Source organism: Microbacterium sp. 01T413_2, assembly GCF_056398985.1.
In genome coordinates this window covers 105,402-121,503 of sequence record NZ_JBFTQL010000002.1, presented here as the reverse complement: position 1 = coordinate 121,503, position 16,102 = coordinate 105,402, and the positions used below count along the sequence as shown (strand labels likewise).

Sequence of the window (16,102 nt, the reverse complement as noted above, 5' to 3'; positions counted from 1 at the left end):
CCGCCCCGCGCCCCGGTAGACTCGGACGGTCATGCCCTCCGTGTCGAACTATCCCGCCCCGCGCCTGGATTCCCGCCCTGTCGAGACGTTCCGCGCCACGCTCGGCGACCTCGCGGCGCACCTCGACGTCGCCGTCCCCGATCGCGCCGACGCGGCGTTCACGGGTGTCGCCGTAGGCACGGAGCACGTCCGATCCGGAGACCTGTTCCTCGGAATCCGCGGCGCGAACGCGCACGGCGCCCGGTTCGCGGCGAAGGCCGTCGAGGCCGGTGCCGCCGCAGTGCTCACCGATGCCGAGGGTGCCGCCCTCGTGCCCGACGACGTGCCGACGCTCGTCGTCGAGGATCCGCGTCTGGCCGCCGGTCCCGCCTCCGCGTTCCTGTACCGGGATCCGGTCGCCTCGATGACGAGCATCGGCATCACCGGCACCCAGGGCAAGACCACGACCGCGTTCTACGTGGCCGCCGCAGCCGGCATGTCACGGTCCGGCACGATCGGATCCATCGGCACGACCGTGGGCGACGACTTCTTCCCGCCCGTGCTGACAACCCCCGAAGCGCCCGAGCTGCAGGCGCTGTTCGCGGTCATGCGCGAACAGAAGCTCGGCACGGTCGCCGTCGAGGCGTCCAGCCACGCCCTCACCCTGGGCCGTGTCGACGGCTTCGCGTTCGATGCGGGCATCTTCCTCAACCTCGGCCACGACCACCGCGACTACCACCCCACCCAGGCCGACTACTTCGCCGCCAAGGCGCTGCTGCTCACCCCCGAGCACGCCAAGATCGGCATCGTCGACATCGACTCGCACTGGGGCCGCGTGCTCGCCGCCCAGGCCACAGTGCCGGTGCGCACGACCTCGGCGAGCGGATCCGATTCCGCCGACTGGCGCGCAGAGGACGTCGAACTGCACGCGCACGGATCCTCGTTCATCGTGCGCTCCCCCCGTGGCGAGCGCGTGCCGTTCACCACGCAGCTGACCGGCGCGTTCAATGTGAACAACATCCTCGCCGCCGTCGCCGCCCTGGTCGAGTCCGGGCGCGAGCTCGCCGACCTCGCCCCGGGTATCGCCGCGCTGCCGAGCGTCGAGGGACGGTTGCAGCGATTCGACTTCGGGCAGCCGTTCACGGCGATCGTCGACTCGGCGCACAAGCCCGAAGCCATCAACGCCGCGCTGCGGGCGATCCGGACCACGACGCCGCAGGGCCGCCTGATCGCGGTGCTCGGTGCGAACGGCCATCGCGACGCCGCCAAGCGCCGCATGATGGGCCGGTTCGCCGCGATGTGCGCGGATGTGCTGGTCATCACCGACGACAACCCCTACGACGACGATCCGGCCGAGATCCGCGCCTCGCTCATCGCCGGCGCACGCTCGAGCACCGTCGAGATCGCCGAGATCGCCGACCGCCGCGAGGCCATCGCGGCGGCTGTGCGCATGGCGCGTCCCGAGGACACCGTGGTGGTCCTCGGCAAGGGCCATGAGCGCTACCACGCCCTCGCCGGCGGCGAGATCGCCTGGTACGACCCCGACGTGCTACGCGAGGTCATCGAAGCGCTCTGAGCCCCCTCTCGCGGATGCCACCACATCCGCGCGCGGAAGTTGTATCAACGAGCCACTATCGCTCTCCTGCCCCTTGTGGAGACAATGGGCGCCATGACGGCCACCGGCGACCGTACGCAGCCGTTCGACGAGCGCGACGGAGCCTTCGGCGACGCTGTCGAGCATGATCGAGGCACTGCCGACGGCCGGGTCGCGGCGTGGGACGGCGCCGGATCGGATCCGCCGCGATGGGAGCGGGCGACGGCCCTCTTCCTGCGCTGGCGCGATGGCGAGCCCCGCGCAATGGACGAGCTCGTGCGCCTGATGACACCCGTGCTGTGGCACGTCGCGCGCGCATACGGGCTGGACCGTGCCCTGGCCGAGGACGTCGTGCAGTCCACCTGGATGGCGCTCATGCGCCGGCACGCCGCGATCGCCGAACCACGCGCCATCTCGGGGTGGCTGACGATGTGCGCCCGGCGCGAGGCGTGGCGCGTGAGCCGGATGCAGCGCCGAGCGGATCCCACCGAGGCGGAGTTCCTCGAGCCGCACCTGCCCGCGGGCGAGTCCGCCGAGCGCCAGGCGCAGCGCGGAACGGAGGCCGGCGCGCTCTGGAGCGCCGTCGCGGCGCTGAACGCACGGTGCCAGCGGCTGCTGCGCATCGTGGCCTTCGAGGAGCGGCCGGATTACGCCCGGATCGCGCAGGATCTCGCGATGCCGATCGGCTCGATCGGGCCGACCAGGCAGCGCTGCCTGGGCAAGCTCCGCGCGCTGCTGGAGCAGGACGGATGGGAGGACGACGATGACCGTTGAGGAGACAGCGGCCGACGCGGCGCTCTTCGCGCGGCTGCGCGTCGAGTGGGGAGCGCACGATCCGGTGCCCGCCGGGCTTGCGGACCGGATGGTCGCCGCGGTCGCGGTGGAGGACCTCGGGCGCGAGTACGCGCTGCTGACGCTGGTGGAGCAGGAGGGGTCGATCGCCGTGCGCGGCGAGGCGGATACGGCGACCCTGCAGTTCAGCGATGGGACCACGGGCGTCGTGGTGCACGTCACGACGACCGAATCGGATCTGCGCCGGATCGACGGGTGGGTCGACGGGGCCGTTCTCGCAATCCGCCTGATCCAGCAGGACCGCGACTGGTCCGCGGAGATCGCGGGCCCCGGCCGGTTCGCCTTCGACGCGGTGCCGAGCGGTCTTTCGGCGCTGCGGCTGGTCCTGCGCGGGGCGGACGGCGAGCCGATGGAATTCCGCACCCCGCAGTTCGAAGTGTGATGCGAGACGACGGATCGAGCAGGAGACACGGATGGCACGGGACGATGAGGGACAGCATGGCCAGGGCGAGGACGGACGGAGGCCCCGCTCGCGACCGAGCTGGCGGGAGAGGGAGCGCGCGGCGCGATTCAGGGGTGCGGTACTCGACGTGACGCTGCAGCCGGCGCACGGTCCCGCGGCGCACACCACCGTCTACGAGCCGGACGTGCTGCTGGTGCGGCCCGCGTTCTTCGAGCCGGACGCATCGGGCCGCCGCGGAGATGAGCGGCTGGCCGCCCTCGCCGCGGCGCTCGGATGGAGCGTGACCGTGGAGCGCCTGGAGGACTCCCCCAACGCACGGAAGACCGACATGGGATCGTCGGTCTCACGACGGGCGCCGGCAGGCGACCCGGGGCCGGACACGGGCCGCGCCGCCCCGTCGCGCGATCCCGGGGTCGCCGACTCGACGCGTCTGCGGATCGCCGTGTCAGCGGGCGCGGCCCGCGACGCCCGGCCGGTGCTCGCGCCGGACGCCTGGCGTCTGCTCGTGGCGGCGCGCGACGACGGCATCCCGGGTCTCGCCCTGAACCACGTGCTCGGGATCCATCCGTTCACGGGAAATCCGTTCACCGGCAACCCCTTCACCGGAAACCCGTTCACAGGCAACCCCTTCACGGGGAACCCGTTCACCGGCAACCCTTTCACGGGCAACCCGGCGGGGATCGCGAGCTACGGGTTCCCCGGCCTCGGCGGACGGCAGCCCGTCGCGTGGACCGGAGCGGCGCCCGCGCGCGCCCCGCTGCCCGCAGGCGCACGACGTCCGGTCGTCGCCGTGCTGGACACCGGCTGCGGCGCGCACCCGTGGTTCGGGAACCTGCCGGGATCCGCACCGGATGCGGATCCCGTGCTGATCACGCGGACGAGCCTCACCGGCGAGCCGCTCGGGCTGAGCGATCCGGCGACGGATCCGGAGACGCACCCGAGTCTGAGCGAGCCCCTCGACGGGCATCTGGATCCGGTCGCGGGGCACGGCACGTTCATCGCCGGGCTCGTGCTGCAGGCCTGTCCCGAGGCGCAGATCCTGCCGGTCCGGGTGTCCGACGGCAACGGCATCATCATGGAGAACGACCTGCTGGGCGCACTCGGGCGCATCGTCGGACTCCTCGAGTCCGGGACGCTGCACCTGGACGTGATGAGTCTCTCGTTCGGCTTCTTCCACGAATCCCCCGGCGCCGAGGAGACGCAGAGCGAGCTGTACGCACTGCTGCAGCGTGTACGCAGGACCGGGTGCGTCGTGGTGTGCTCGGCCGGCAATGATGCGACCGACCGCCCCTCGTCGCCCGCGGCGCTCTTCGCCTGGGGCCCGGAGTCGGGCATCGATCCTGCCGATGAAGCGGGCCTCGCCCCGCAGGTCTCCGTCGGCGCGCTCAACCCGTCGGCGCGCTCGGTGGCGCTGTTCTCGAACTTCGGCCCGTGGGTGCGCACCTACGTGATCGGCGTCTCGGTGCTCTCCACCCTGCCGGTGTCGTTCGACGGGGGGACGCAGGCCGGGATGCGCGACGACGCGGAGGACCGCCGGCGCGAGACGCTCGATCTCGACGACTTCGCGGGAGGGTTCGCGGTGTGGAGCGGCACCTCGTTCGCCGCGCCGATCGTGGCCGGACGGATCGCGCACGAACTCGGCTCCGGAGCACTGGCTGCGAGAGCACCGACGACCGCCGCGGACGCGGTGGATGCCGTGCTCGAGCACTGCCTGGACCAGGACGGGTCGCGCCCGAAGAAGACACTCCCGTAGCGGACGCCGAAGCGTCATGCTGTGAGGGTGACGCTGACGGCGGATGAGCTGTACCGGCGCGGCCGCGCGCAGCTGAACGCCGGCCGGAACGCTGCAGCGCGGCGCGAGTTCCTGCGCGCGCGAGCGCGCACCGAGGATCCCAATCTCCGGGCCAGGATCGCGGGCTCGCTCGCCGCGATCACGATCCGCCAGGGAGATCGCGCCTCCGCCGAGGCCGTCTGCCTCGAGGCGCTGCGCCTGCCCGGCCTCTCCGTGACGACAGCGGCCATGCTCTACGGTCAGCTCGGCCTGGTCGCCCTGGAACGCGGCGACCTGCCGCGAGCGGTGACGCTGCTGGATCGCAGCATCGCCGGCATCGGCGATGAGGTGGAGCATCGCGGACCGATGCTGCTCAATCGCAGCGTGGCGCACATGCAGGCAGGGCGGTTGGCGCCGGCGATCGCCGACCTCGATCGGGCGGTGCTCGACTACGCGGCGACGGGCGACGAGATCTCGCGTGCCATGGCCGTGCACAATCGCGGCTACGCGGCACTGCTCGCGGGCGAGCTGGTGCCCGCGCTGGAGAAGATGGGCGAGGCGCAGGCGGTGCTGAGCGCGGCGTCGGCAGTGAATGCGGCGATCTGCGATCGCGATCGGGCCGAGGTGCTGCGTGATGCCGGCCTCACCCGCGATGCGGAGCGCACGCTGGAACGGGCGATCCGGGTGTTCGGAGCGCATCGGATGAGGCAGGCGCGCGCGGAGGCGGAGTTCCATCTCGCCCGCTCCCTGCTGAGTCATGAGCCGGAGCGGGCGGCGGCGATCTCCGCCGCGGCCGCACGGCGGTTCCGCGCCGTGGGGAGCGAGTCATGGGCGGTGCGCGCCGAGGCCGTGCGGCTGCGCGCGCTGCTGACCGTGGAGACCGAAGGACGGCCGACCGGGCTGCGCGCTCCGAGCGACGCCGGCGTCGACCGCGTCGAGGCGCAGCTGCAGCACCACCGGCTTCGGGGCGAGGCGTCGTCACTGCGGCTCGCCTGGCAGCGCCACCACGCGCAGACCGGCAGCGCAGTCCCGGTTGCGCAGGCGCGGATACGGGTGTCGCCGGGCGCGGGACTGCAGGTGCGTCTGCTCGCCCACGAGGTGCGAGCGGCGCGGGCCGCCGCTGCCGGGGATGACGCGGGCGCACGTCGGATCGCCGCGGCGGGCCTGGACGAGCTCGCCGCGTGGCAGGCCTCGTTCGGCAGCCTGGATCTCGCCACCGCCCTCGTCATGCACGGCACGGGATTGCTCTACGCCGGGCTGGAGGCAGCGGTGCGCTCCCGTCGGCCGGCGGTGGTGTTCGAGTGGTCGGAGCGCGCCCGGCACCTGAGCCAGCAGACCGTGCCGCTGCGCCCTCCGCCCGACCCCGGGTTGGCCGCGGATCTCGCCGAGCTGCGGATGCTCCGTTCCGAGGCCGCGTCCGGCGACTGGCTCGCACAGCCCCGCGCCGCCGAGCTGAGCGAGCGCGTGCGGCAGCGCGAGTGGTCCTCGATCGGCCGGGCTGGAGGTCGGGAGCGCGCCGCGCTCGACGAGCTGCAGGTGGCGCTCGATGACGACAGCGCCTTCGTCGCCTACGCGTATCAGCGCGACGGCCTGGTCGCGATCGCCGTGACCGCCGACGACGCCCGGGTGATCGACGTCCCCCGCTGGCCCGAGGCGCGACGGGCGATGGCCGGTCTGCGCGCCGATCTGGATGTCGCAGCGACCGTCCGCGACGGTCCCATGGGCTCGGTCGTGCGACGCGCGCTCGACGAGCGGCTCATGATTCTGTCGGAGACGCTGCTGACGCCGGTGCTCCCAGTCGTGGGCGATCGGCGCCTCGCGCTGGCTGCGGCGGCGATCCTGAACGGCCTCCCCTGGGGCATGCTGCCCGGGATGCGCGGCCGGGTGTTCACCCTGACCGACTCGGCGACGCAGTGGCTGCGTGCTCGCGGTGAGGCGCCATTCCGGGGCGCCGGTTTCGCGGTCGGTCCGCGTGTCGTCCGGGGCGCCGAGGAGGTCGCCCGTGCCGCAACCGCGTGGCCGGGCGCGCAGGTGCTCGGTCCCGACGCGGCGACCGTGGGCGCGACGACGGAGCTGTCCACGCGGGTGAGCGTACTGCACGTCGCCGCGCACGGTCGCCACGCCGACGGCAACCCCATGTTCTCCGGCCTGGAGCTCGCCGACGGTGCCCTCTTCGGCTATGACATCGACCAGATGGGGCGGGTCCCGGACACCGTCGTGCTGTCGGCGTGCGAGGTCGGACGATCGTCCGTGCGCTGGGGGTGGGAGGCGATCGGCATGACCAGGGTCTGGCTGCATGCGGGCACGCGCGCGGTCATCGCGTCGCCCGTGATCGTCGCCGACGACGACGCGTGCGAGCTTCTCGGCGCGGTCCACGCCGGACTCGCCGCGGGGCTCGCCCCCGCGCACGCACTGGCACGGGCGACGGAGCAGACGGGCGTCGTCTCCCCCTTCCAGACGCACGGCAGCGGCTTCTGAGCCCGATGTATCACCGGCCACCCTGGGTGCTCTTCTTCTGCGGATCGATACGGTGCGGCCACTGCGAAGAGCGTCGGCCACTGGGGACACCGTGAACTGGGGATGTGCGAAGTCGGGTTGACGCACAGCGATCCGAGGGGAAGGGGTGCCGCCGAGGGGACCGGCGGCACCCCTTCCTGCGTGCTTCGCCGGGTCACTCGTCCAGCGGGTCCTCCTCGGCCGGCACGGGTCCGACCTCGACCGGGCGGCCCGGACTGTTCGACCACGCGCTCCAGGATCCGGGGTACACGATCACCTCCCGGCCGATGAGCGCGCCGGCGAGAGCGAGCTGAGCCGCCGTCACGCCGGATCCGCAGTACGCCGCGATCGGCACCTCTTCCCCGGCGCCCGCGGCCTCGAACGCCGCCACGATCTCGGCAGGGCTGCGGAAGCGCCCGTCGGCGGTGAGCAGCTCGGCGATCGGCAGGTTGCGCGCGCCCGGGATGTGTCCGGCGACGGGGTCGATCGGCTCGGTCTCGCCGCGGAAGCGCTCGGGAGCACGCGCATCGAGCAGCACTCCGCCCCACCCTGCGATCTGATCGGTGTCGAGCACGTCCGCGGTGCCGGGCCGGCTCAGTACGACGTCCCCCGGCCGCGGGATGATCTCGCCCTCCTCGATCTCTCCCCCGGCCTCGCGCCATGCTCCGAGACCGCCGTCGAGCACGCGCACGTCCGCGATCCCCGCCCGGCGCAGGGCCCACCACGCGCGGGATGCGGGCAGCGAGCGGGAGTCGTCGTAGACCACGATGGTCTGCCCCTGTCGAATACCCCACCGTCGCGCCGCCTCCGCCAGCGCATCGTCGGAGGGCAGCGGATGCCGGCCCTCCGACGCCGCACCGTGACCCGCGAGATCGGCCTCCAGGTCGGCGAACACCGCGCCGGGGATGTGTCCCGCGAGGTAGTTCGCGTGCCCGTCCGCGAAGCCGAGGCGGTAGCGCACATCGAGGATCCGCGGATCGGCGCCGTCGTCGGCGACCGGCTCCCTCTCGAGAAGGGCGCGGAGTTCGGCGGCGGTGATGAGGTCTGCCATGGTCCCATCATGCCAACCTCCTTCGTGAGCGGCACGGGCGGCGCCCGGCGCCTCCGCCGGGCGATCCGATACCCCCTACGCTGGAGACATGACCGGCCACTCCCCCCGTCCAGCGCTTCGCTGGGGCATCCTCGCCACGGGCGGCATCGCCGCCGCCTTCGCCGCCGACCTGCGTACGGCGGGGCTCGACCTCGTCGCCGTCGGATCCCGGTCGCAGGAGTCCGCCGCCGCCTTCGCCGCGCGCTTCGGCATCGCCCGGGCGCACGGATCCTATGAGGCGCTCGTGGCGGATCCCGAGGTCGACATCGTCTACGTCGCCACCCCGCATCCGATGCACCACGCCGACGCCCGTCTCGCTCTCGAGCACGGCAAGCACGTGCTCGTCGAGAAGGCGTTCACCCTCAACCGCGCCGAGGCGCAGGATCTCGCCGACCTCGGTCGTGAGAAGGGTCTGCTCGTCATGGAGGCCATGTGGACCCGGTATCTGCCGCACATGGCACGTCTGCGCGAGATCGTCGCCGCCGGAACGCTCGGTGAGATCCGCGCGGTCTCGGCCGACCACACGCAGTCGCTGCCGACGGATCCGGCCCATCGCCTGAACGCCCTCGAGCTGGGCGGCGGGGCGCTCCTGGACCTCGGGATCTACCCGATCTCGTTCGTGCACGACGTCCTCGGCGCGCCGGTGACCGTTCAGGCCACGGGGCGCCTGGTGGAGACCGGCGCCGACGCGGAGGTCGCCACCGTCATGACGCACGCCGGAGGCGCCGTCTCCACGACGCTCTCCTCGTCGCGCGCGGCCGGCCCCAACACAGCCGTCGTGCTCGGCACCCAGGCCCGCATCGAGATCGACCGGGTCTGGTACTCCCCCACGACCTTCCGGGTGATCGCCGCCGATGGCACCGTGCTCGAGGAGTTCGACGGTCGCACCACCGCTCATGGTCGCGGTGGCGGACGCGGCATGCAGTACCAGGCGCTCGCCGCCGAGCGCTACGTCGCGGAGGCCGCCGAGCGCGGCTCGGCGCCGGACAGCGATCTGCTGCCCGTCGCGGAGTCGGTGGCGATCATGGGTCTGCTCGATGAGATCCGCGGGCAGATCGGCGTGCAGTATCCGGGCGAGACCGCCTGATACCCGAGAACCTCCGAACCGAAGGAGCCCCATGGCCGAGCCGCAGGACACCCGTGTCGCCGTCTATCTCGACTTCGACAACATCGTCATCTCCTGGTACGACCGCGTGCACGGACGCAACGCGTACAGCAAGGACCGTCAGCGGATCCAGGACAATCCGGCCGACGCCGAGGTCGCGGAGCGGCTCAAGGCCGCGATGATCGACGTCGGCGCGATCATCGACTACGCCTCCTCGTTCGGCACGCTGGTGCTCACGCGGGCATATGCCGACTGGTCTTCACCGGTCAACGCCGAGTACCGGTCGCAGCTGGTGGCCCGGGCCGTCGATCTCGTGCAGCTCTTCCCAGCCGCGGCCTACGCGAAGAACGGCGCCGACATCCGCCTGGCGGTCGACGCCGTGGAGGACATGTTCCGCCTCCCCGATCTCACCCACGTGGTCATCGTCGCCGGCGACAGCGACTACGTGCCGCTCGCACAGCGGTGCAAGCGCCTGGGCCGGTACGTGATCGGCGTCGGCGTCGCCGGCTCCACCGCCAAGTCGCTCGCCGCGGCCTGCGACGAGTTCGAGGCCTACGACTCGCTTCCCGGCGTCGAGCGCGCGGTGACGCCGGCACCGCCGGCCGAAGAGGCGGCGCCGAAGAAGACAGCCGCCAAGCAGACCCAGAGCGCACGCAAGCAGTCCCGCGCGACCACCGAGAAGGACGTGCCCAGCACGTCCGATCAGGAGCAGGCCACGGCGACCCTCGTGCGCGCGCTGCGCCTCGGGCACGACAAGAGCGACGGCGACGAATGGCTGCACAGCTCGGCGGTGAAGACGCAGATGCGGCGCATGGACCCCTCGTTCAGCGAGAAGGCGCTCGGCTACCGCTCGTTCAACGCCTTCGTGAAGTCGCGGGCCGACATCGCCGAGCTCGAGGAGTCCGGCCACGAGCGCCTCGTGCGCCTCAAGGACGCCTGAGGTTCAGCGCCACCGATCCCCTCCGCTCGCCGCGCTCGCTTCGGCGTTCAGGTCGCAACGTCTGCTTGCCGCGACCCCGCTCGTCGCGACCTCTTCTCGTCGCGACCCCTGCTCGTCGCGACCTCTGCTCGTTTAGGCGCAATATCTGCTCGTTCCGAGCGTCTGGAAGAGCAGTTTTTGCGACCTGAAGGGCCAGAGTTGTCCTCCCGAAGGGCCAGAGTTCTGTTCCTGAAGCCCTGTTTGCATAATTGAACATGTTCGATAATCTGAACCCATGACCATCGGATCCCCGTACGCGATCGCTCTCGGCGACCGCATCACCACGCTGCATCCGCGTCTGCAGGCGTACGTCCAGCCGATCCCCGCGGGGTGGGTCGGCGTCGGCGACGGCGTCTTCGACCAGGTCGGCTGCCGGAACCCGCTCCTGCGGACGCTGCTCGGCCCGCTGCTGCGGGTGCTGCAGCGGGGCGGCGCGGTCTACGCCGGCTGGGCGCAGGCAGTCCCGTTCACGGTGCGCAACCGCGACGAAGTGGGCCGATCCGCAGAGCGCACGCTGCACCTTCGCACCGACCCCTGGACCATGCGCGATCAGGTGCACCCGCTGCCGCACGGCCGGGTCGTGGATCGCCTGGGGCGGGGTGGAGTGGTCGCCGCGGTCTTCGAGGTGACGGCATCCGACGGCGCCCTCGAACTGCGGAGCACTCGGGTGGGCCTGCGACTGGGACGAGTGCGGATCCGGTTCCCGCAGTGGCTCGCTCCGCGGATTCGACTGCGGGAGAGCGCAGACGACGCGGTCGGCGCGCAGCGGGTCGCTCTGACCGTGGACATGCCGCTGCTCGGCCGCATCCACGAGTACGCCGGCACGTTCCAGTACCGGATCGAGGAGGACGCATGAACGGAGCGGACACCCGCCGCGGACGGGTGGTGCTCGGCGGATCCACGGGATTCATCGGCCAGGATCTCGCCCGGCGCTGGCGCGCCGCGGGACGCGAGGTCATCACGATCTCCCGTCACGGCGCCGACCTGACCTGGGGAGACCAGGCCGGGATCGATGCCGCCGTCGACGGCGCGGATCTCGTGGTCGGGCTCGCCGGCAAGAGCGTGAACTGCCGCTACACAGCGGCGAACCGTGCCGAGATCTTCCGTTCGCGCGAGGAGACGACCGCCGCCCTGCGCACCGCGATCGGACGTGCGGCGACCCCGCCCCCGTTGTGGGTGAACTCCTCGACGGCGACGATCTACCGGCATGCGGAGGACCGGGCTCAGACCGAATCGACCGGAGAGCTCGGCACCGGGTTCTCCGTCGAGGTCGCGAGGGCGTGGGAGCGCGCACTGTTCACGGGCGAACTGCCGGGAACGCGCCGCGTGGCGCTGCGCACCGCGATCGTGCTCGGTGACGGCGGCGTGCTCGCCACCCTGCGCACCCTCACCCGGCGGGGCCTCGGCGGCACGCAGCACGACGGACACTGGCCGATCGGCCGCGCCCGTCGTGCGGCGGGCACCGCACACGAGTTCCGCACCCGCGGAGGGCGGCAGCGATTCAGCTGGGCGCACCTCGACGACGTGGCGGGGATCATCGCCTTCCTCGAGGCTCACCCCGAGCTGGAGGGCCCCGTCAACGTGGTGTCCCCGGGGGCCGGCGACAACCGGACGCTCATGGCGACGATCCGCCGCGCCCTGGACGTGCCGTTCGGGCTGCCGCAGCCGCGCTGGATGCTCGAGCTCGGCGCGATCGGGATCCGCACCGAGACCGAACTGATCCTGAAGAGCCGCTGGGTCGCGCCGGAGAAGCTCCTCGCCGCGGGCTACGCGTTCGCGCACCCCGACCTCGACGAGGCCGTGCGCGCTTCGTTCACGACCGCCGCCCGCGCCCGCGCCTGACGCCCCCTGGCGCCGCGCTCAGTGGTCGCAGATTGCCGTCATCCGAGGGCCGAAGCCGCAATATGCGACCAGCGAGCAGCCGGGCTCAGCGTCCTTCGACCTGGCGCCGCGAGCAGCCGGGCTCAGCGCCCCTGGATCTGACGCACAGCCCCGGCCAGCTCCGGGAACCGGAACACGTATCCGGCATCCTCGAGCACCTGCGGCAGCACCCACCGGCTCTTCAGGATGAGCTCGGATTCGGTGCGCAGCACGGCCATCCCGGGCTCCAGCACGAAGCGCGGCGCAGGCAGTCCGAACGGCGCGCGCACGGCCCGGCGCAGCGTGCGCATGAGCTCGATGTTGGTCACGGCGTTCGGCGACGCCATGTTCACGGGCCCCGTGATCTCGTCGTGGTCGCGGAGGAATCGCACCGCCTGCACGAAGTCCTGCTCGTGCATCCAGCTCAGCCGTTGCCGGCCCCGCGAGTGCTCATAGTCGGGCCGCGCGGGCTCGGAGGGATGCGGGCCGATCCCCCGGTAACGCCGATGCGGGAACCACCAGCCGTCGTACTGCGGTCCGCCGAGACCCAGCCGAGCCAGGCGCAGCAGCATCGTCATGACCGGAGCACCGCGGCCCAGCACGAGCGACGTCCGCAGGGCGATCCGGCGGGTTCCCGGAAGCTCGCCGGCGAACAGCGCGGCCTCCCACTCCCGGGTGACGTCGGGCGAGAAGCCCCGCTCCTCGAGCGGATCCGCCTCCGTCCGCGGCGTGGCGAGCGAGTAACGGTAGGCGGTGGCGGAGCTGCCGTTCATCCACACCGCCGGTGGATTGGCGGCGGACGAGATCGCGCGGTGCAGGGCCGCCGTGGTGCGTACGCGCGAGCGCAGGATCTCGTCACGGTTGCGGTCGGTGTAGCGGCAGTCGATGCGCCGGCCGGCCAGGCCGATCACGAGCGCGGAGCCGTCGACCAGACGGAGGATCCCGTCCTCGTCATCCCAGCGCGCATCGGCATCGGCACCCCGCCCGATCGTGCGCACGTCGTAGCCATCCACGCGCAGCGCGTCGCGCAGTGCGGTGCCGAGATAGCCGCTGCCGCCGCCGATCACGGCGCGGGGACGCTGCGGTGCGGTGCTCATTCCGTGCCCTTTTCGCCCTGCTGCTTCTTGCGCTTCTCGATCTCGGCGCGCAGTCGCCACTCCTCGATCTCGCGATCCAGGTCGGCGATCTGTTCCTCGGTGCTGCGTGTGTCGCGGGGCTGGGACGGCGCGGCGGGCGCCGGCGGGCCGGAGCGGCGCTCGCGCGGACGCGGCAGCCGGATCCCCTCCCCGTCGTATTCGCGACCGACCAGGAACCAGATCAGGGATCCGGCGAGCGGCACGATGATCACGAGGATGATCCAGAAGACCTTGGGCAGGTGCTTCACCTGGTCGTCGCGGCGCGTGATGATGTCGATGAGCGCGCCGATCAACAGCAACAGCACGAGGATCGAGAACACCAGGCCCATGCCGACAGCCTAAGAGATCGCGGACGCGCTCCGGCCCAGCCCCTACGGCAGGGTGTGTCCGGCGGCGCGGAACAGTTCGTACCACTCGGCGCGGCTGAGCTCGACGTCGGCGCCCTCCGCCGCCTCCTGCACGCGCGACGGCGTGGTGGTGCCGAGCACGACCTGCATGCCGGCGGGGTGCCGGGTGATCCACGAGGTGGCGATGCCCGTGGGCGTGACGCCGTGCGCGGCCGCGATCCGGTCGATCACCGCGTTGAGCTCCGGGTAGGCCGGGTTGTCCAGGAACACTCCGGTGAAGAAGCCCGCCTGGTAGGGCGACCACGCCTGGATGGTGATGCCCTCGATACGGCAGTACTCCACGATCCCGCCGCCGTCGCGGACGATGCTCTGATCCAGGCCGGCCATGTTCGCCGCGAGCGGCTGCGCGATGATCGGCGCGTGCGTGATGGACAGCTGCAGCTGGTTGGCGATGAGCGGCTGCGTCACCGCGGTCTTCAGCAGATCGATCTGCCGCGGCGTGTGGTTGGAGACGCCGAAGGAGCGTACCTTGCCGGAGGTGTGCAGCTCGTCGAAGGCGCGCGCGACCTCGTCCGGCTCCACGAGGGCGTCGGGACGGTGCAGCAGCAGCACGTCGATGCGGTCGGTGCGCAGCGCCTTCAGGGAGCCCTCGACCTGTCCCATGATGTGCTCGTAGGAGAAGTCGAACATCCCCTCCGAGGGCACGATGCCGCACTTGGTCTGCAGGGTGATCTCGTCGCGTTCCGCAGCGGACAGCCCGAGTGCGGCGCCGAAACGGTCCTCACAGACGTGCATCGCACCGCCGTAGATGTCGGCATGATCGAAGAAGTCGATCCCGTTCGCTCGCGCGGTGTCGTACAGCTCACGGATCTGAGTGTGGGTGCGCCCGTCGATGCGCATCATCCCGGCGACGACCGCCGGAGCGGATCCGGATCCGAATCGGACCTGCTTCATGATCTGCTCTCCTCCCGCGCAGCGTGCTGCGCTGTGTCCGATGCGGCGTGCGTCGCACCCTGCTCGGCCGCCCGTGCCACGAACGACCGGTAGTCATCATCCGCCAACTCGGCATAGGCGTTGGCCCAGCTCACCAGGATATCGGCGAGCTGGGCGCCCTTGCCCGCGTATCCGGCGATCTGTGCGGCCGCGGGCGCCTGCGCGTGCGCGCGGGCGAGCGTGATCGCGCAGGCCACCGCGTACTCGCGATACCCCTCGTCCTCGACCTCGTCTGTGTCGATCGAGCCCTTCATGTCGTGGAACTGACGCACGTAGTAGTCATCACGGGAACCCTTGATGTGCCCCAGGAAGGGATCCGAGAAGGCTTGCAGCACACGCTGCACGCCGACGACGCGTGCCCCTTCGCCGCTCTCGCGGATCCGTTCCTGAAGGTCGGCGGGCTGCTCGATCCCGCCGTACTCCTCGAGCACGCTGCGCCCCGCCTGCTTCACCTGTAGAAGCAGCGGCTCGGCGTCAGCGGTGCCGAGCACGGCGAGGAAGCAGCGCGTGCCGACGCTGCCCACGCCGACCACACGGCGCGCCACGTCGCGCACCCGGTACTGGCGCAGCAGCAGCTGGATGTCGATGTTCGCGGTGACGGCGTACCGCTCGAAGGCGGTGTCGCTGACCTCGCGGATCTCGGGATCGGCGTGCGTCATGACCGGGGGCTGCTCGACGAACCGCAGGTGGCCGTCGTCGCCGCGGACCGTCAGCTTGCGTGCGGCGCGGGCCCCGGTCCGCTTCTCGGCGGCGGCGATCGCCTTTTGCAGGGTCTGTTGCGAGTCGACGTCGAGTCCGTCCCTTGCCGCGGTGGCATCGAAATGGGCGAAGTACCGCTGCAGCGGATCCGCGTCGACGGCGGCGCGCAGCGCTCTCGCGTACGCGAGGACGCATCGCCGCGCTGCATCGTCCGCCAATGCCTGTCCGCGGCTTTCGCGTGCTCCGATCACGACGCTCGCGACGAGCCGCTTGAGGTCCCATTCCCAGGGCGCCCACGCGGCCTCGTCGAAGTCGTTCAGGTCGAACATCAGCGTGCGCTGGGGAGACGCGAAGAAGCCGAAGTTGCCGATGTGGGCGTCGCCGCAGGACGGCACCAGTATCCCCGTGTGCGGCTCGCGCGCGAAGTCCGCGGCCATGATCGCGGCTGTGCCCCGGTAGAACGCGAACGGATCGGAGGCCATCCGCTCCGTGCGCAGCGGCACGAGATCCTGCAACCGCGTGCTGTTCTGGCGATCGAGGATCCCGAGCGGGTCGCGTCCGGTCGTGGTGATCGTCGCCAGGGCGGTGCGGGGCATGCGGTCACGAGCGGCTCTGCCCGCGGCCAGCCCTTCCGCCCGGGAGAGCATCGTGTCGCCGGCGAGGCTGGTTTCGGTCATGGCCCATTGTCCCCCGCGCCGGTTCGTTCGTTGCCCTGCGCACCGGATCCGAGGCATGATCTCCGATGCACGATGATCGGCTGTCGTCCCGGGGCGGCCCAGAGGAAAGGCATCGCAGATG

General features: G+C 71.7%; 14 protein-coding genes. 9 read left to right on the top strand and 5 right to left on the bottom strand.

Annotated elements, in window-relative coordinates; translation table 11 throughout:
- Positions 1-31 precede the first annotated feature (31 nt).
- The 5 genes from AC1DMN_RS01835 to AC1DMN_RS01815 all read left to right on the top strand — a co-directional run bounded on the left by AC1DMN_RS01835 (position 32) and on the right by AC1DMN_RS01815 (position 7,077).
- Positions 32-1,555 (top strand): Mur ligase family protein, encoded by a 1,524-nt coding sequence (locus AC1DMN_RS01835; protein ID WP_477229471.1) that lies wholly within the window; start codon positions 32-34, stop codon positions 1,553-1,555.
- Positions 1,556-1,648: 93 nt separating this feature from the next.
- Entirely contained in the window at positions 1,649-2,347 is a 699-nt protein-coding gene (locus AC1DMN_RS01830) for an RNA polymerase sigma factor (protein ID WP_441976334.1), read from the top strand.
- Complete coding sequence (locus AC1DMN_RS01825) at positions 2,337-2,807, top strand: hypothetical protein (RefSeq protein ID WP_477229472.1); 471 nt, start codon at positions 2,337-2,339, stop codon at positions 2,805-2,807. The genes AC1DMN_RS01830 and AC1DMN_RS01825 overlap by 11 nt, the downstream gene beginning before the upstream one ends.
- Before the next feature lie 148 nt (positions 2,808-2,955).
- Positions 2,956-4,581, top strand: a complete 1,626-nt coding sequence (locus AC1DMN_RS01820) for a S8 family peptidase (RefSeq protein ID WP_477229473.1) — start codon at positions 2,956-2,958, stop codon at positions 4,579-4,581.
- A gap of 27 nt (positions 4,582-4,608) precedes the next feature.
- Positions 4,609-7,077: a CHAT domain-containing protein gene (locus AC1DMN_RS01815; RefSeq protein ID WP_477229474.1), complete on the top strand. Its 2,469-nt coding sequence runs from the start codon at positions 4,609-4,611 to the stop codon at positions 7,075-7,077.
- A 193-nt stretch (positions 7,078-7,270) separates the two neighbouring features.
- Here the strand turns inward: AC1DMN_RS01815 and AC1DMN_RS01810 are convergent, their stop codons facing one another.
- The gene (locus AC1DMN_RS01810) at positions 7,271-8,146 is read right to left on the bottom strand and encodes a sulfurtransferase (RefSeq protein ID WP_477229475.1); all 876 of its coding nucleotides are present in this window, start codon (positions 8,144-8,146) and stop codon (positions 7,271-7,273) included.
- Between the two features lie 88 nt (positions 8,147-8,234).
- Here AC1DMN_RS01810 and AC1DMN_RS01805 point away from each other — a divergent pair, with 88 nt between their 5' ends.
- The 4 genes from AC1DMN_RS01805 to AC1DMN_RS01790 all read left to right on the top strand — a co-directional run bounded on the left by AC1DMN_RS01805 (position 8,235) and on the right by AC1DMN_RS01790 (position 12,111).
- Complete coding sequence (locus AC1DMN_RS01805; RefSeq protein WP_477229476.1) at positions 8,235-9,272, top strand: Gfo/Idh/MocA family protein; 1,038 nt, start codon at positions 8,235-8,237, stop codon at positions 9,270-9,272.
- 31 nt (positions 9,273-9,303) lie between these two features.
- Positions 9,304-10,230, top strand: coding sequence for an NYN domain-containing protein (locus AC1DMN_RS01800; RefSeq protein WP_477229477.1), 927 nt, complete (start codon positions 9,304-9,306; stop codon positions 10,228-10,230).
- 274 nt (positions 10,231-10,504) lie between these two features.
- A complete protein-coding gene (locus tag AC1DMN_RS01795; protein WP_441976340.1) occupies positions 10,505-11,125 on the top strand; it encodes a DUF4166 domain-containing protein in 621 nt (206 codons plus the stop codon).
- On the top strand, positions 11,122-12,111 hold the full coding sequence (locus AC1DMN_RS01790) for an epimerase (RefSeq protein ID WP_477229478.1): 990 nt from the start codon (positions 11,122-11,124) through the stop codon (positions 12,109-12,111). The genes AC1DMN_RS01795 and AC1DMN_RS01790 overlap by 4 nt, the downstream gene beginning before the upstream one ends.
- 122 nt (positions 12,112-12,233) lie before the next feature.
- On the opposite strand, the gene AC1DMN_RS01785 is transcribed toward AC1DMN_RS01790, so the two are convergent.
- Genes AC1DMN_RS01785 through AC1DMN_RS01770 form a run of 4 tightly spaced genes read right to left on the bottom strand, consistent with a single transcriptional unit; the run spans position 12,234 to position 15,981 of the window.
- A complete protein-coding gene (locus AC1DMN_RS01785) occupies positions 12,234-13,226 on the bottom strand; it encodes an epimerase (protein WP_441976342.1) in 993 nt (330 codons plus the stop codon).
- Positions 13,223-13,594 (bottom strand): PLD nuclease N-terminal domain-containing protein, encoded by a 372-nt coding sequence (locus AC1DMN_RS01780; protein WP_440734667.1) that lies wholly within the window; start codon positions 13,592-13,594, stop codon positions 13,223-13,225. Before AC1DMN_RS01780 ends, AC1DMN_RS01785 begins: the two co-directional genes overlap by 4 nt.
- A gap of 42 nt (positions 13,595-13,636) precedes the next feature.
- Positions 13,637-14,566 carry an aldo/keto reductase gene (locus AC1DMN_RS01775; protein WP_440734668.1) on the bottom strand — a complete coding sequence of 310 codons (930 nt, stop codon included), beginning with the start codon at positions 14,564-14,566 and terminating at the stop codon, positions 13,637-13,639.
- Complete coding sequence (locus AC1DMN_RS01770) at positions 14,563-15,981, bottom strand: DUF2252 domain-containing protein (protein WP_441976343.1); 1,419 nt, start codon at positions 15,979-15,981, stop codon at positions 14,563-14,565. Before AC1DMN_RS01770 ends, AC1DMN_RS01775 begins: the two co-directional genes overlap by 4 nt.
- Between the last annotated feature and the right edge of the window lie 121 nt (positions 15,982-16,102).

Coding starts and splice junctions, on each gene's coding strand:
- AC1DMN_RS01830 (WP_441976334.1), top strand. CDS start 1,649: ATGACGGCCACCGGCGACCGTACGCAGCCGTTCGACGAGCGCGACGGA.
- AC1DMN_RS01775 (WP_440734668.1), bottom strand. CDS start 14,566: ATGAAGCAGGTCCGATTCGGATCCGGATCCGCTCCGGCGGTCGTCGCC.
- AC1DMN_RS01770 (WP_441976343.1), bottom strand. CDS start 15,981: ATGACCGAAACCAGCCTCGCCGGCGACACGATGCTCTCCCGGGCGGAA.
- AC1DMN_RS01810 (WP_477229475.1), bottom strand. CDS start 8,146: ATGGCAGACCTCATCACCGCCGCCGAACTCCGCGCCCTTCTCGAGAGG.
- AC1DMN_RS01835 (WP_477229471.1), top strand. CDS start 32: ATGCCCTCCGTGTCGAACTATCCCGCCCCGCGCCTGGATTCCCGCCCT.
- AC1DMN_RS01790 (WP_477229478.1), top strand. CDS start 11,122: ATGAACGGAGCGGACACCCGCCGCGGACGGGTGGTGCTCGGCGGATCC.
- AC1DMN_RS01825 (WP_477229472.1), top strand. CDS start 2,337: ATGACCGTTGAGGAGACAGCGGCCGACGCGGCGCTCTTCGCGCGGCTG.
- AC1DMN_RS01795 (WP_441976340.1), top strand. CDS start 10,505: ATGACCATCGGATCCCCGTACGCGATCGCTCTCGGCGACCGCATCACC.
- AC1DMN_RS01785 (WP_441976342.1), bottom strand. CDS start 13,226: ATGAGCACCGCACCGCAGCGTCCCCGCGCCGTGATCGGCGGCGGCAGC.
- AC1DMN_RS01805 (WP_477229476.1), top strand. CDS start 8,235: ATGACCGGCCACTCCCCCCGTCCAGCGCTTCGCTGGGGCATCCTCGCC.
- AC1DMN_RS01780 (WP_440734667.1), bottom strand. CDS start 13,594: ATGGGCCTGGTGTTCTCGATCCTCGTGCTGTTGCTGTTGATCGGCGCG.
- AC1DMN_RS01800 (WP_477229477.1), top strand. CDS start 9,304: ATGGCCGAGCCGCAGGACACCCGTGTCGCCGTCTATCTCGACTTCGAC.